This window comes from Dyella acidisoli, from assembly GCF_030160295.1.
Classification (GTDB): Bacteria; Pseudomonadota; Gammaproteobacteria; order Xanthomonadales; family Rhodanobacteraceae; genus Dyella_B; species Dyella_B acidisoli.
Genome location: NZ_BSOB01000018.1, coordinates 51501 through 65900 on the forward strand (window position 1 = coordinate 51501; position 14400 = coordinate 65900).

Below are 14400 nucleotides of genomic sequence, written 5' to 3' on the forward strand. Positions count from 1 at the left end.
GTTTTCGACATGCGCTTCGTCACGCTGGCTCTGGCCCTGGTTCTGCCCCTTACGGCAGCGGCCCAGGATATCGACAAGATCAACGGCTCCATTTCCGTCAATGCCGGCGAGCATGCCGGAAACGTCCATAGCGTCAACGGCGCCGTGAACATCAACGATGGCGCCATCGTGCAAGACGCAAGCACCGTGAATGGTGCTGTGCGTGTCGGCGCCAAGGTCCAGGCCAACAGCCTGCATACGGTTAACGGCGCCATCGAGATTGGCCAAAGCAGCCAGGTACGCGGCGATGTCAGCAATACGAACGGAGGCATCTCGCTGAACGCGGGTGCTCAAGTAAATGGCAGCCTTGCCAACGTCAACGGCTCCATCCGCTTGGATCATGCGCACCTGAGCGGCGGTATCGAGACGACGAGCGGCGACATCACCATCGGCGAAGGCTCGCAAGTGGACGGCAGCATCCTTGTCCACGAGCAACATGGTTGGAACATGTCCAGCCGCCCACCGCGCGTTGTCATCGGTCCCCATGCGATCGTCCATGGCACGCTGGAGTTTCAACGCGAAGTCGTGCTTCAGGTCAGCGACAGTGCGCAGATCGGACAAGTGAAAGGCGCCACGCCGATGCGCTTCAGTGGTTCGCAACCATTGGAATAATCACAGCCATTCGCGCGGCTTGAGGTAATCCGCAAGCCGCGCTTCGGCCGAACCTGTTTCCGGCTGATAGGCATATTCGAAACGCACGCGAGGCGGCAGGCTCATCAGAATCGATTCCGTGCGTCCGCCGGATTGCAATCCAAACAAGGTACCGCGGTCGTACACCAGATTGAATTCCACATAGCGGCCACGCCGATAAAGTTGGAATTCGCGCTCCCGTTCGCCGTAAGGCATATCTTTTCGGCGTTCGAGTATGGGCAGATACGCATCGAGAAACCCCTGCCCTACGGCTTGCGTAAATGCGAAGCAGCGATCGAAGCCACCTTCATTCAGATCGTCGTAGAACAAACCACCCACACCGCGCGTTTCGGCGCGATGCTTGAGATAGAAATAGTCATCGCACCATTTCTTGTAACGCGCATAGACATCCGCACCGAACGGTGCACATAGATCGCGCGCCACGGTATGCCAATGCCGCACGTCTTCGTCGAACGGATAGAACGGCGTGAGATCGAAACCACCACCGAACCACCACACCGGCTCGACGCCTTCCTTGCGCGCCTCGAAATAACGCACGTTCGCATGGGTGGTGGGCACGTACGGATTACGCGGATGCAATACCAGCGACACGCCGGTAGCGATGAAACTGCCACCTGCCAGTTCTGGCCGATGGGCCGTGGCGCTGGGCGGCAACTTGTCCCCATGGACCAGAGAGAAGTTCACTCCGGCCTGCTCGAACACGGCGCCGTCACGCAGCACGCGTGTGCGACCGCCGCCACCGGCCGGACGGGTCCATGCATCTTCGATAAAGCGAGCCTGGCCATCGGCCTGTTCGACTGCGTGGCAAATGCGATCCTGCAGTTCACGCAAGAAATGTTCGGCTCGTTCGACCTGCTCGCTTTTCATCCGCTCGTCCGGCTTGTTGATCATCCCCGCAAGCTTAGCAAGGCCGTATCCGCGGGAAGATGCGTTGGATCAAATGAACGCCAGCTACCACGACCCTGGAAACCATCTAGGCAAGCCCCTGCCCGCTGGCTAGGCTCGTGGCATGCGTGCGACAACCTTTCCACTTGCGGTAACGGCCTATACCGCCACCTCCGCACTGGGGCTAGGCCTGGACGCCCACCTCGATGCGCTCTGCCAACAACGCAGTGGACTGCGTGCCAACGACTTCAGCGACGCGCCGCTGCCGTGTTGGATCGGGCGTGTCCAAGGCTTGGAAGATGCCCCACTACCGACGACTTATACCGAATGGGAGTGCCGCAACAACCGTCTGGCCTGGCTGGGTTTGAACCAGGATGATTTCCTGGCAAAAGTGCACAGGGCTCGTGACCGTTACGGCGCAGCGCGCCTGGCACTGTTGCTGGGCACATCGACTGCGAGCATTGCGGCAACCGAAGAAGGTTATCGGCGTCTGGAAGGTGAGCGACTCCCTGCGGACTTGCATCGCAAGGTCATCCACACGCCTCATTCGCTGACTGCGTTCGTGACCACTGCGCTGGCTATCGGCGGCCCTTGCCTCACCATCTCCACGGCCTGCTCTTCCAGCGCCAAAGTATTTGCCAGTGCGGAGCGACTCATCCGTTTAGGCGTAGTTGATGCTGCCATCGTGGGCGGCGTGGATTCGCTGTGCGCTAGCACGCTGTTCGGCTTCAACTCCCTCGAACTGGTGTCGCCCGAGCCTTGCCGCCCATTCGACGCGTCACGACGCGGCATCTCTATCGGAGAAGCTGCAGGCTTTGCGCTGCTCGAACGGATTGAGGCGCATCCGGACGCACCACTGCGCTTTCTAGGCTGTGGCGAATCGAGTGATGCGCATCACATGTCTACGCCGGATCCGGAAGGCATAGGTGCTGAACTCGCCTTGCGTAACATGTTCGAGCATGCGGGCATCGATGTTTCGCAAGTGGATTACATCAATCTGCATGGCACGGCGAGCCAGAAAAACGATGCCATGGAGGCTGCCCTGGTAGCACGCCTGTTTCCAAACAATACCCGTGTGAGTTCCACCAAAGGACTCACCGGCCACACCTTAGGTGCGGCGGGCATCTTGGAGGCCGCCATCTCGCTGCTGGCGCTGCGCGAAGGTTTCGTGCCCGGCAATGCCAGTACCGTGCAACCTGATCCGCTGTGCACCACGCATTTTGCATGGCATAACGAAACGCGACCGATGCGCGTAGCACTCAGTCATTCGTTCGGTTTCGGCGGCAACAATGCCTGCCTCGCTTTTGCACGTAAGGACATGAGTGCGTGAATGCCTTGAATATTCAAGTAGAAGGCATCGGCCTGTGGTCGCCGCAACTGGCGAATTTTGACTCGCTGCGACGCTTGCTTGCTGGTGAGGCATACATGGCGCCAAGGGCGCGCCCTGAAGCATCGGCGCTGTCACCCAATGAACGGAGGCGCGCGCCGGAGAGCGTTCTGATCGCGATCGAAGCTGCTTCGCAAGCCGTGGCTATGAGTGGACTCGCCGTCGCCAGCCTGGCATGTGTATTTGCCTCGGCCTATGGCGATCTAGCCACCACCGACTACATGTGCCGCGTACTGGCGTACGCGCCCACTGAGCTTTCACCCACGCGCTTCCACAATTCCGTGCATAACGCCGCGGCAGGCTACTGGACCATCGCCGGCGATTGTCGTGCATCTTCCAGTGCGGTGTGTGCAGGCGATGCAAGTTTTGGCGCGGGCTTGCTGGAGGCAGCCGTGCTTGCGTGTGCTGACCACCGACCCGTGTTGCTGGTATCGAGCGATACAGCTGGTATCGGGCCGCTGGGCGAGTTGATCGAATGCACGCAGGCGTTCGGCTGCGCGTTAGTCATTTCTCCAAACATCGATACCGGCAAACGGTTGCGTCTTGCGACCACGACATCCGCGCCTCGTCACCTACCATTGCCTGCGGAGTGCACAGCACGGATGCGCGACAATCCTTCTGCGGCATGCCTGCCATTGCTGGCCATGCTGGCGAAGGGTGAAGGCGAATGTGTGCTGGCAGCGTCGGAGCAACTTGGATTGCAATTGCAGATGGAGGTTGCTGCGTGAGCAGTGCGTTACGTTGGTGTGTATTGATCCCTTGCCTCAACGAGGAAAAGGCCATCGCCTCGGTGGTGAAGTCGGCGCTGCGTCTTCACGCGCCAGTAATCGTCATCGACGATGGCTCCGACGATCGCACGCCAGAACTCGTCAGCGCATTGCCCGTAACGCTGTTGCGTCACGATCAACGCCAAGGAAAGGGCGAAGCTTTGCGCACGGGTTTTCGCGAAGCGCTGCGACAAGGTTTCGATGCAGTGGTCACAATGGACGGCGATGGCCAACATTTGGCGGAGGACATTCCGCGCCTAGTCGACGTAGGCAAGCGCTTCCCAGACCACATCGTGATCGGCGCGCGCCTGCTGCAGCGCGAACAGCAGCCCAGTGTACGTCGTCGCGCCAACGCCTTCGCGGACTGGGGCATTTCCTGGGCTTGCGCGCAACCGGTTGCCGATACACAGAGTGGCCAACGCTGGTACCCACGTAGCGCGCTCGACTTGGTGGAACTGGATGCGCAGAACTTCGTATTCGAGGCGGCTGTATTGATCGCGGCCTCGCGCGAGAAAGGTCTCGGCATTGTCTCGGTACCGATCGCCTCGCGTTACGAAGGATCATTCCGCCTGAGCCATTTCAGTCCGGTGCGCGATTTCATGCGCATCACTATGTACACCATTGGGCGAGTATTCCATTACGGCAAGATCTGGGCGAGCTACAGCCGCTCTCGTGCTGCCCCACTGGTTGTAGACGACACCTATTCGAATCGCGCAGCGTGATTGCAGATTCGGTATCTCCCTTGATTAGGGGATAGGATCAGATTCATTCCACGACGTACATCACGGCAACGCGGCCAGACGCCAACGCTTGCCCTTGCTGCTCAACCTTGAACCTATATTGCGCACCGCGATCGTCGACATGGATGCGTTCCGCGTAGACGTCCAAATGTCCTTTCCTTAGATCGACGTATTCGACGGCCAGTTGTACATCGCGCAAGCTCACCAGCCTTCCCCCACGCGCGTCGGCCTCGCCCAGCAATGCCGCATGCACAGCGAGAGACTGAGCGCCGTATTCAGCGAGATGCACCGCGTGCAGACCGACGGGACTTCGCAGCGGATGGCTATCAGGAACATCCCGCGCGCCGATCGCATGGATGGCTGTTTCGTTCCAATCGACAACCGCATCGATCAGCGCCATCGCTTCGGCATGGGGAATCAGCGCAGCCCAGCTTTGCCGCGTGAGCATGCTTACGCCTCGTGGAAGGTGCGGGTACCGGTGATCGCTCGCGGTTGTGCGCCTTCCTGCTGCCAGAAGTCGTAGAAATTGAACCAGTTGTACGGTTCGAGGCGCGCGTAATGTTCCAGGCGCTGCGCGTAGCGGCGCAGCACGTCGTCGAGGGCTTGCTGACGAGCCTCACGCGGAATATCCACGCGTTCCATGAACAGCTCGAAGCTCAACGCATAGCGACGTCCGCCACGATAGAGGCCAAAGCACAATATCACCGGCACCTGCAGCATGCTGGCCAATAGCCAGGGCCCGGTGGGAAAGGGTGCCGGCTCGCCCAGAAAATCAACGCGACGCAACGTTTCATGGGCACGTCCTCGGTCGGCCAGCAAGGCTGCCATGCCACCCGCGCGGCAGGTTTCCGCAACGGCCAGCGTAATCGCAGCGCCACCTTGCGAAACGTCGATGACCGCCTCACCGACTTCAGGAGCAAGCGCTTCCAATAGCTCAGTCATAGCGGGGGTCTTCTGCTTGTCCAGCAGAACGCGCAATGGCACATCAGGACAACGTGCGGCTAGCGTACGCAACACCTCGAAACTGCCTTGATGCGAGCCAACCAGCAGCACACCGTGTCCTTGCGCAAGGTATTGCTGAAGCTGCTCAATGCCATTCACCTCGATCTCGAAATCGCGCTCGCCGTGTGCAAGCAGGTAGATGCGATCGAGCTGGGTCACTGCGAAATAGTGAATGTGCTTGAACACCTGCCAGAGGCTCGCGCGTCGGCCAAACAAGCGTGTGAGGTAATCGCGCGAAGCACGCCGCTCAGCTCCGCGGCGCAGGAAGTAATAGACGCTGATGAGATACAGGAAGCGGTGCATGAAGCCGTAGCCAAAGCGCAGCGAAGCAGCGACCAGCACGCCGAGCCAGAAACGATTGCCGCCTTCACGCTGATTCTGCCAATGCCCGCTCACGCTTCACCCTCGATCACACCACGCGCCAACACCTTTCCATTGCGACGCAATTCAAAACGGACTTGTCCGGAGCGATCCATCAACTCCAGTTCGGCGACTTCCTCTGGATGCAAGGGCGCCAGAAACTTCGCCTCGCGCAGGCGCGCAAGACGCTGATTGCGCCAATCACGCAAAGCTTGTGCTACTCGCTCCAGCACAAGCACGCCCGGCACGAGTGGATGGCCAGGAAAATGCCCGGGAAGACAGGGATGATCCTGTGATACGCGGTACACCGTGCGGTAGCTGTTATCGCTCGAAGTACTCAGGTCCACGTGTACAAGCACCGAAAAGAAACCGTGCTGATAATGCCCCTTTAAGCTGTCAGCCGGCTTAATGTAGGCTCAAGCTGTACGCTCGCGTTCAATATGTTCGGAAAGCGCGCGCAAGCTGCTGAAGATATGCTGGTTGTCCGGATGATCTGACCGCAGCTGCATGCCGTAGCGTTTGGAAACAGCCAGGGCGATTTCCAGGGCATCGATCGAATCCAGGCCCAGGTCACCGCCGAATAGCGGCGCTTCGGGATCAATGTCGGCGGGTTTGACCGTTTCGAGATTGAGCGCGTCCACGATCAGGGTGGCCAGTTCGCGTTGGGCTGCGGTCTGCGTGGACATGCGTGGGTTCAGTGCTCCGGCTACACGGCCAGCCCCTCGGAGGCTGGGTGGCCGGCCAGTGTAACATAGGGGTCTTTCGTCCCCGGTTGCTGTTTCCAAGCATGGTTCAGGCAAGCGAAAACCTGCAGGCCAAGCCCGACCTGCCGCGCACCCTCAGTGTGGCCTATCGCATGTCGCCTCCAACGATGGCACTGGCCGAAGCCGGCACATTGGCCGTATTCGGCTTCGACGCAGGCATTCCCTTCAGCGAGGATCCGCGCTGGCTGCGCGTTCCATTGGAATGCTTCGATGCGCCAGCACCGCTGGAAGTGTGGCACGTCGATGCCACGGTAACCTGCGGCCGTCATGACAATGTGCGTTGGTCCGCCGGCGGCGGCTGGTTGTTTGCAGCGATCGAATTGGACGAGCGTGAAACCACAGGCATCGAAGGTGCCGCTCGCAACGCCTATGATGAGTTGTGTCGCTTCATGCGAACACGCGATGAGCGTTGCGTGCTGCGCATCTGGAACTACATTGCCGACATCAATCTTGGTGAAGGTGATGCCGAACGCTATAAGCAATTCTGCGACGGGCGTGCGTCCGGACTCGGCGATTTCTTCGCAGAGGGTTTTCCGGCCGCCACGGCTATCGGCCATCACGATAGCGAACCGGTGTTGCAGATCTATCTGCTTGCCTGTGTGGATGAGGGAATCGCGGTTGAAAATCCGCGCCAGATGAGTGCATGGCGTTATCCACGCCAATACGGTCGTACATCGCCGGGATTTGCGCGCGGCATGCTGATGCCCGCACGCGATGCATTGGCGATTTCCGGTACGGCAGCCGTCATTGGTCACGCATCAGCGCACGAAGACGATCTGGAAGCGCAGCTCAACGAAACCTTGGTCAATCTGGAAGCATTGCTTGCTGCCGCTGACATGCCTGAGGGTTTCGACGCGCATTCGCCGCTAAAAGGCTATGTTCGGCACGCATCCGATGCGGCTCGCGTACGGGCGCTATTACAGCAGCGCTTGCCAGGGGTACCTGTGCTTTTGACGCATGGCGATATATGCCGTCACGAGTTGTTGGTGGAACTCGATGGATGGCGTTTCAGGTGATCGCACGATGATCGAACGTCCGGTAAGCAAGAACGACTCTTAAGTTCGTCTCTCACTTCTGCTTTTCGGGACGTTTCCACCCATGCAGCGTGGCTTGCCGGCCACGCGCTATGGTGAGCTCTCCTGCCGGCGCATCTTTCGTGATGACCGAGCCGGCGCCAATGGTCGCTTGCGCCCCCACTGTCACGGGCGCAACCAACGCACTGTTGGAACCGATGAACGCACCATCTTCGATGGTCGTGACGAATTTGTTGATGCCGTCGTAATTGCAGGTGATGGTGCCCGCGCCGACATTGACGTGGCGACCGATCACCGTGTCGCCGAGATACGTCAGATGATTGGCCTTGCTGCCTTCTCCGATGCGCGCCTTCTTGGTTTCTACGAAGTTACCGACGTGCGCACCCGCCGCAAGCTCAGTCCCCGGACGCATCCGCGCAAAAGGTCCGATCAGGCAAGGACCGTGCGTAACAACGCCTTCCAGATCGCAATGCGCATGCACAACCGTGCCCGCGGCGAGCTGCACGTCCTTCAGGCGTGAGAACGGGCCGATGCGTACGTCGTCACCGAGTTGCACGTCGCCCTCCAGAATCACGTCAATGTCGATCTCTACGTCTCGCGCCGCCTTCACTGTGCCACGCACTTCCACGCGCCTGGGATCGACCACGCGCACGCCTTCCACCATCAGCGCAGATACGGCGCGCTGACGATATGCGTCTTCCAGTTCGGTAAGTTGTGCTGGCGTGTTGGCGCCAGCCGCTTCCATGGCATCGTCGCATTCGATGCACTGCGCCGCACGACCTTCTGCGGCAGCCATCTCGAAGATATCGGTAAGGTAATACTCACCTTGCGCGTTGTTGCGGCCAAGTTGGCCAATCCAGCCTCTAAGAGAAGCTGCGTCAGCGGCAACGATGCCGGTGTTGATCAGGTTGACGGCGCGTTGCGTGTCGTCTGCATCCTTTTCTTCGATCACCGCACGCACGAAACCATTGTCATCACGCACCACACGGCCATAGCCGTATGGATTGGCGACACGAGTCGCCAGCATGGACAAGCTGCTTTCGGCTTGCACGAGACGCTGCAAGGTTTCTGCGCGTGTTAGCGGCACGTCGCCATAAAGCACCAACACCCTCGCATCATTTGGCACATTTCGGAGGGCCTCTCCGACCGCATGGCCAGTGCCGAGCTGCTCAGCCTGCAAAGTCCAATGCAGGTCCGATTGCCCGTCGAACGCAGCCAGCACTTGATCACCGCAAAAACCGTAAACGACATGTATGGCATCGGCCTGCAAGGCACGCGCTGTAGTCAGCACATGCGCCAGCAATGGATGACCCGCCAATGGCATCAGCACCTTGGCCTTTTTGGACTTCATGCGTTTGCCTTCGCCGGCAGCGAGGACGATGACGTGCAAGGAAGGCTGGCTCATAAGGGGTCGAGTCCTTGATGTCGTTCGGGCGCTAAGGATACCTGCTCACCTGCGCTCACTTTGGGGCGGCTTGCTGTCAAAGCGATGTGCAAACAAAAACGCCGGCATAGTGCCGGCGTTTTTCCTGAATCGAAGACGTACTCAGTGCTTGAGGTTCTTGCGCAAACGTTCCAACGCCTGCAACTGGGCCAGCGCCTGCGCCAGCTTGGCCTGCGCCTCAGCCACGTCGACCGTACCGGTGCGGTTGGCCAGTGCGTCTTCGGCCTCCTGCTTGGCACGCTTGGCGGCCGCTTCATCCAGGTCTGCCGCGCGCGCGGCGGTATCCGCCAGGATGGTGACCACCTGCGGCTGTACTTCCAGAATGCCGCCGGAAACGTAGAACTGCTGGCGCTCGCCACCTTCCAGCACCACGTCGATGTGGCCGGGCTTGAGGCGGGTAATCAGCGGGGCATGGCGGGGCGTGATGCCCAGCTCACCCAACTCGCCGGTGGCGACCACCATCACCGCATCGCCATGAAAGATCTCGGCTTCGGCACTGACGATGTCGCAACGAATGGTGCTCATAACTCTCTCGCTTCGTCCGATGGGTCGGACGGAAAGGATTTATCGGCTTCCCTGGAACCTGCCTGCTCGCACGCGACAGGTTCCGTCAGATGCCTGGATCAGGCGGCCTTCTTGGCGCCCATGTCCTCAGCCTTCTTGATGGCCTCGTCGATGCCGCCGACCATGTAGAACGCCTGCTCAGGGATATGATCCACTTCGCCGTCGACGATCATCTTGAAGCCGCGAATGGTTTCCTTCAGCGTCACGTACTTGCCCGGCGCGCCGGTGAACACTTCGGCAACGTGGAACGGCTGCGAGAAGAAGCGCTCGCACTTACGCGCGCGATACACCACCTGCTTGTCTTCCTCGGACAGTTCGTCCATGCCGAGAATGGCAATGATGTCCTTCAGTTCCTTGTAGCGCTGCAGAGTGCCCTGTACGCGACGGGCCACGTCGTAATGTTCCTGGCCCACCACCTGCGGATCGAGCTGGCGGCTGGTGGAGTCCAGCGGATCCACAGCCGGGTAGATGCCGAGCGAGGCGATCTGACGGCTCAGCGTCACGGTGGAGTCCAGGTGGGCGAAGGTGGTGGCCGGCGATGGGTCGGTCAGATCGTCCGCGGGCACGTACACGGCCTGGATCGAGGTGATCGAACCGGTCTTGGTGGAGGTAATACGCTCCTGCAGCACGCCCATTTCTTCGGCCAGCGTCGGCTGGTAACCCACGGCGGACGGCATACGGCCGAGCAGCGCGGATACCTCGGTACCGGCCAGCGTGTAGCGGTAGATGTTGTCCACGAAGAACAGCACGTCGCGGCCCTTGCCGTGTTCGTCCTTCTCATCGCGGAAGTATTCGGCCATGGTCAGACCGGTCAGCGCCACACGCAGGCGGTTGCCCGGCGGCTCGTTCATCTGGCCGTACACCATCGCCACTTTCGATTCCGGCAGGTTGTCCAGCTTCACGACGCCGGCATCCTGCATCTCGTGATAGAAGTCATTGCCTTCGCGGGTACGCTCACCCACGCCAGCGAACACCGAAAGACCCGAGTGCTGGGTCGCGATGTTGTTGATCAACTCGAGCATGTTCACCGTCTTGCCCACGCCAGCGCCGCCGAACAAGCCGACCTTGCCGCCCTTGGCGAACGGGCACACCAGGTCGATCACCTTGATGCCGGTTTCCAGCAGCTCGTTGGCCAGCGCCTGCTCGTCGTAGGACGGTGCTTCGCGGTGGATTTCCCAATGCGCTTCGGCGTTGATCGGACCGACTTCGTCAATCGGACTGCCGAGCACGTCCATGATGCGGCCGAGGGTGGCCTTTCCGACCGGCACCTTGATGCCTGCGCCGGTGTTGCGGGCAACCAGACCGCGCTTCAGACCGTCGGTGGAGCCGAGGGCGATCGTACGCACCACGCCGTCACCCAGTACCTGCTGGACTTCCAGCGTGATCTGCGTGCCGTCGATCTTCAGTGCGTCATACACCTGCGGCACCTGATCGCGTGCGAACTCGACGTCGATAACCGCGCCGATGATCTGTACAACTTTACCCTGGCTCATGGATGTGCTCCGGATGGATCTTTAAGGTCTGTTTTACTGCCAAAGCGCCGCCTGGGCGTCGCTCTTAGTGAAGAGTGCGGCCATGGAAGGCCGCTTTTTGATCTTCGCGATCATGGATGATCGCACTCATACAGCCGCTGCGCCGCCTACGATTTCGGAAATTTCCTGCGTAATCGCAGCCTGGCGCGCCTTGTTGTAGCTCAGCGTCAGCTCGGCGATGACCTTACTGGCGTTATCGGACGCGGACTTCATTGCCACCATGCGGGCCGCATGTTCACTGGCGAGGTTTTCCAGCACCGCCTGATACGCCACCGACTCGACATAACGGCCGAGCACGTGCTCGAGCACTGCAGCTGCGTCGGGTTCGTAGATGTAATCCCAGTCGTGCGACTGCTCCAGCGCTACACCGGCAATGTGCTGCGCTTCCAGTTCCGCAGCAACCGTCGGCAATGGCAGCAATGCATCAACCGACGGTTTCTGCGTCATGGTGTTGACGAAGTCGTTATAAGCGAGGAAGACACGGTCCAGCTTGCCTTCCGTGTATGCATCCAGCACGACCTTGATCACGCCGATCAAGTGCTCGACTTTCGGACGCTCGCCCAGATGGGTGGCGCTGCCGATCAGGTTCACGCCCTTGATGCGGCGGAAGAACTGCACGGCCTTCTGGCCGATCGCGACCACATCAACCTGAACACCCTTGTCCTGCCACTCGCGGATAGCAGGCAGCAGGCGGCGGAACAGGTTGGAGTTGAGGCCGCCGCAAAGGCCGCGGTCGGTGGTCACAACCACATACGCTACGCGAGCGACGTCAGCACGCTCGACCAGGAACGGATGCTTCAATTCCGTGCTGGCCTGCGCGACGTGCGCAATCACCTTGCGCATGGCACGCGCGTAGGGACGCGAGGCCTTCATCAGGTCTTGCGCTTTGCGAATCTTGGAGGCCGAGACCATTTCGAGCGCGCGCGTCACTTTGCGCATGTTCTGCGTGCTCTTGATCTTGGTTTTAATTTCGCGTCCGCTTGCCACGTTTGCCTCAACCTGTGGGGTCTATGCCGATTCGGCCGGATGGCCGACGTGCGGGGCAGTCATCCACAACGGACGACTGCACACCCTTTCATTGCTTACCAACTACCCGTCTTCTTGAACTCGTCGAGACCGGACTTGAAGGTGGCCTCGATGTCGTTGTTCCAATCACCAGTGGCGACGATCTTCTTCATCAGCTCGCCATGGTTCTGGTGGAAGAAGGCATGCAAACCCTTCTCGAACGCCAGCACCTTGTTCACCGCCAGATCGTCCAGATAGCCCTTTTCAGCGGCGTACACGGACAGAGCCAGCTCAGCGATGGAAAGCGGGGCGTACTGCTTCTGCTTCATCAGCTCGGTGACGCGCTGACCGCGATCGAGCTGGGCGCGAGTGGCCGGATCGAGGTCCGACGCGAACTGCGCGAACGCAGCCAGTTCGCGGTACTGCGCCAGCGCCAGCTTCACGCCGCCGGACAGCTTCTTCACGATCTTGGTCTGCGCTGCACCACCCACGCGCGACACCGAGATACCGGCGTTAACGGCCGGACGGATACCCGCGTTGAACAGGTCGGTTTCCAGGAAGATCTGGCCGTCGGTGATCGAGATCACGTTGGTCGGCACGAACGCGGACACGTCACCGGCCTGCGTTTCGATGATCGGCAGTGCGGTGAGCGAACCGGTCTTGCCTTTCACTTCGCCGTTGGTGAACTTCTCGACGTATTCCTCCGACACGCGTGCGGCGCGCTCGAGCAGACGCGAGTGCAGATAGAACACGTCACCCGGATATGCTTCGCGGCCCGGCGGGCGCTTCAGCAGCAGCGAGATCTGACGGTAGGCCACGGCCTGCTTGGACAGGTCGTCGTAAATGATCAGGGCATCTTCGCCGCGGTCGCGGAAGTATTCGCCCATGGCGCAACCCGAGTACGGCGCGATGTACTGCAGCGCAGCCGATTCGGAGGCCGAAGCGACGACGACGATAGTGTTGGCCAGCGCGCCGTTCTCTTCAAGCTTGCGCACCACGTTGGCGATCGACGAGCGCTTCTGGCCGATCGCAACGTAAACGCACTTAATGCCGGAATCTTTCTGGTTGATGATCGCGTCAATGGCCAGCGCGGTCTTGCCGGTCTGGCGGTCGCCGATGATCAGCTCGCGCTGGCCACGGCCGATCGGGATCATCGAGTCGACGGACTTGTAGCCGGTCTGCACCGGCTGGTCGACTGATTTACGCCATACCACGCCCGGCGCGACCTTCTCGATCGCCGAGCTGAGCTTGGCGTTGATCGGGCCTTTGCCATCGATCGGATTGCCAAGCGAATCGACCACACGGCCGAGCATTTCCGGGCCAACCGGCACTTCGAGAATGCGGCCGGTGGTCTTGGCGGTGTCGCCTTCGCGCAGATGCTGGTATTCGCCCAGCACCACGGCGCCGACGGAGTCGCGCTCGAGGTTCAGCGCCAGTGCAAACGCGTTGCCCGGCAGTTCGATCATTTCGCCCTGCATCACATCGGCCAGGCCGTGGATGCGCACGATGCCGTCGGACACGCTGATGATCGTGCCCTCGTTGCGGGCTTCCGCGCCGAGCTTGAACTGCTCGATGCGATTCTTGATCAGTTCGCTGATCTCGGACGGATTGAGAGTGGTGCTGGACATGGTCGTTATCCTTGGGTTTGCGCCGCGCTAGCGGCACCCGGTGATTTTTGAAATCTGTTTAGTGCGTAAGCGCATTGGCCAGGCGCTGAAGGCGACCGCGTGCAGAGCCGTCGATCACCTCGCTTCCGGTATCGATCACTACACCTGCCAGCAGCGAAGGATCAACCTGAGTTTCCAGTTCGATCTCGCGCTTGAAGCGGCGCTTGAGCGATGCCTTGAGCTGTTCGGTCTGCGCGGCTTCCAGAGCCATGGCGCTGGTGACTTTCACCAAGAGCTGCGACTCGGATTCGCGTTTGTAGGTCTCATAGAGCGCGCCGACTTCCGGCAGCAACGTCATGCGACGCTTTTCGGCTAGCTCCCCGAGGAATTTGCCGAATGCGCTGTCAGCTTTGTTGCCGTTAGGCAGATGCAATGCAACCAGTTGATCCGGCTGCACGCGCGGATTGGTGCTCAACGCAGCCACACGCGGGTCTTTCGCCACTTCCGCGGCGAAAGCCAGCGCCTGTGACCAGGCGGCGAGAGTGCCTTCCGCCTGCGCCAGCTCGAAAGCGGCGCGGGCGTAAGGGCGGGCGAGTGTGATTGCCTGGGCCGCCATCGA

At 60.4% G+C, this 14400-nt stretch carries 16 protein-coding genes; 5 read left to right on the forward strand and 11 right to left on the reverse strand.

Annotated elements, in window-relative coordinates; translation table 11 throughout:
* Nucleotides 1-9 precede the first annotated feature (9 nt).
* Nucleotides 10-651 carry a DUF4097 family beta strand repeat-containing protein gene (locus QQJ86_RS11360; RefSeq protein WP_284321061.1) on the forward strand — a complete coding sequence of 214 codons (642 nt, stop codon included), beginning with the start codon at nt 10-12 and terminating at the stop codon, nt 649-651.
* On the opposite strand, the gene hemF is transcribed toward QQJ86_RS11360, so the two are convergent.
* Nucleotides 652-1557: an oxygen-dependent coproporphyrinogen oxidase gene (gene hemF, locus QQJ86_RS11365; RefSeq protein WP_284321062.1), complete on the reverse strand. Its 906-nt coding sequence runs from the start codon at nt 1555-1557 to the stop codon at nt 652-654.
* Between the two features lie 142 nt (nt 1558-1699).
* On the opposite strand from hemF, the gene QQJ86_RS11370 reads away from it, so the two are divergent.
* From QQJ86_RS11370 to QQJ86_RS11380, 3 genes are read left to right on the forward strand one after another with little or no spacing between them, the layout of a single operon-like run.
* Nucleotides 1700-2905 carry a beta-ketoacyl-[acyl-carrier-protein] synthase family protein gene (locus QQJ86_RS11370; protein WP_284321063.1) on the forward strand — a complete coding sequence of 402 codons (1206 nt, stop codon included), beginning with the start codon at nt 1700-1702 and terminating at the stop codon, nt 2903-2905.
* A complete protein-coding gene (locus QQJ86_RS11375; protein ID WP_284321064.1) occupies nt 2902-3690 on the forward strand; it encodes a beta-ketoacyl synthase chain length factor in 789 nt (262 codons plus the stop codon). Before QQJ86_RS11370 ends, QQJ86_RS11375 begins: the two co-directional genes overlap by 4 nt.
* The gene (locus QQJ86_RS11380; protein ID WP_284321065.1) at nt 3687-4451 is read left to right on the forward strand and encodes a glycosyltransferase family 2 protein; all 765 of its coding nucleotides are present in this window, start codon (nt 3687-3689) and stop codon (nt 4449-4451) included. Before QQJ86_RS11375 ends, QQJ86_RS11380 begins: the two co-directional genes overlap by 4 nt.
* A gap of 43 nt (nt 4452-4494) precedes the next feature.
* On the opposite strand, the gene QQJ86_RS11385 is transcribed toward QQJ86_RS11380, so the two are convergent.
* The 4 genes from QQJ86_RS11385 to QQJ86_RS11400 all read right to left on the reverse strand — a co-directional run bounded on the left by QQJ86_RS11385 (nt 4495) and on the right by QQJ86_RS11400 (nt 6517).
* Nucleotides 4495-4917 carry a hotdog family protein gene (locus tag QQJ86_RS11385; RefSeq protein WP_284321066.1) on the reverse strand — a complete coding sequence of 141 codons (423 nt, stop codon included), beginning with the start codon at nt 4915-4917 and terminating at the stop codon, nt 4495-4497.
* Nucleotides 4918-4919: 2 nt separating this feature from the next.
* Nucleotides 4920-5867 carry a lysophospholipid acyltransferase family protein gene (locus QQJ86_RS11390; RefSeq protein WP_284321067.1) on the reverse strand — a complete coding sequence of 316 codons (948 nt, stop codon included), beginning with the start codon at nt 5865-5867 and terminating at the stop codon, nt 4920-4922.
* Entirely contained in the window at nt 5864-6178 is a 315-nt protein-coding gene (locus QQJ86_RS11395) for a 3-hydroxyacyl-ACP dehydratase FabZ family protein (RefSeq protein ID WP_284321068.1), read from the reverse strand. Before QQJ86_RS11395 ends, QQJ86_RS11390 begins: the two co-directional genes overlap by 4 nt.
* A gap of 69 nt (nt 6179-6247) precedes the next feature.
* Nucleotides 6248-6517: a phosphopantetheine-binding protein gene (locus QQJ86_RS11400; protein ID WP_284321069.1), complete on the reverse strand. Its 270-nt coding sequence runs from the start codon at nt 6515-6517 to the stop codon at nt 6248-6250.
* A 101-nt stretch (nt 6518-6618) separates the two neighbouring features.
* On the opposite strand from QQJ86_RS11400, the gene QQJ86_RS11405 reads away from it, so the two are divergent.
* Nucleotides 6619-7611, forward strand: coding sequence for a chorismate transformation FkbO/Hyg5 family protein (locus QQJ86_RS11405; RefSeq protein WP_284321070.1), 993 nt, complete (start codon nt 6619-6621; stop codon nt 7609-7611).
* A 52-nt stretch (nt 7612-7663) separates the two neighbouring features.
* On the opposite strand, the gene glmU is transcribed toward QQJ86_RS11405, so the two are convergent.
* The 6 genes from glmU to QQJ86_RS11435 form a co-directional block, all read right to left on the reverse strand.
* A complete protein-coding gene (gene glmU, locus QQJ86_RS11410) occupies nt 7664-9034 on the reverse strand; it encodes a bifunctional UDP-N-acetylglucosamine diphosphorylase/glucosamine-1-phosphate N-acetyltransferase GlmU (RefSeq protein ID WP_284321071.1) in 1371 nt (456 codons plus the stop codon).
* Nucleotides 9035-9175: 141 nt separating this feature from the next.
* The gene (locus tag QQJ86_RS11415; RefSeq protein ID WP_284321072.1) at nt 9176-9598 is read right to left on the reverse strand and encodes a F0F1 ATP synthase subunit epsilon; all 423 of its coding nucleotides are present in this window, start codon (nt 9596-9598) and stop codon (nt 9176-9178) included.
* A gap of 98 nt (nt 9599-9696) precedes the next feature.
* Nucleotides 9697-11130 (reverse strand): F0F1 ATP synthase subunit beta, encoded by a 1434-nt coding sequence (gene atpD / locus QQJ86_RS11420; protein WP_284321073.1) that lies wholly within the window; start codon nt 11128-11130, stop codon nt 9697-9699.
* A 126-nt stretch (nt 11131-11256) separates the two neighbouring features.
* Complete coding sequence (gene atpG, locus QQJ86_RS11425; RefSeq protein ID WP_284321074.1) at nt 11257-12156, reverse strand: F0F1 ATP synthase subunit gamma; 900 nt, start codon at nt 12154-12156, stop codon at nt 11257-11259.
* Between the two features lie 95 nt (nt 12157-12251).
* The gene (atpA, locus tag QQJ86_RS11430; RefSeq protein ID WP_284321075.1) at nt 12252-13802 is read right to left on the reverse strand and encodes a F0F1 ATP synthase subunit alpha; all 1551 of its coding nucleotides are present in this window, start codon (nt 13800-13802) and stop codon (nt 12252-12254) included.
* Between the two features lie 58 nt (nt 13803-13860).
* Nucleotides 13861-14397 (reverse strand): F0F1 ATP synthase subunit delta, encoded by a 537-nt coding sequence (locus QQJ86_RS11435; protein WP_284321076.1) that lies wholly within the window; start codon nt 14395-14397, stop codon nt 13861-13863.
* Between the last annotated feature and the right edge of the window lie 3 nt (nt 14398-14400).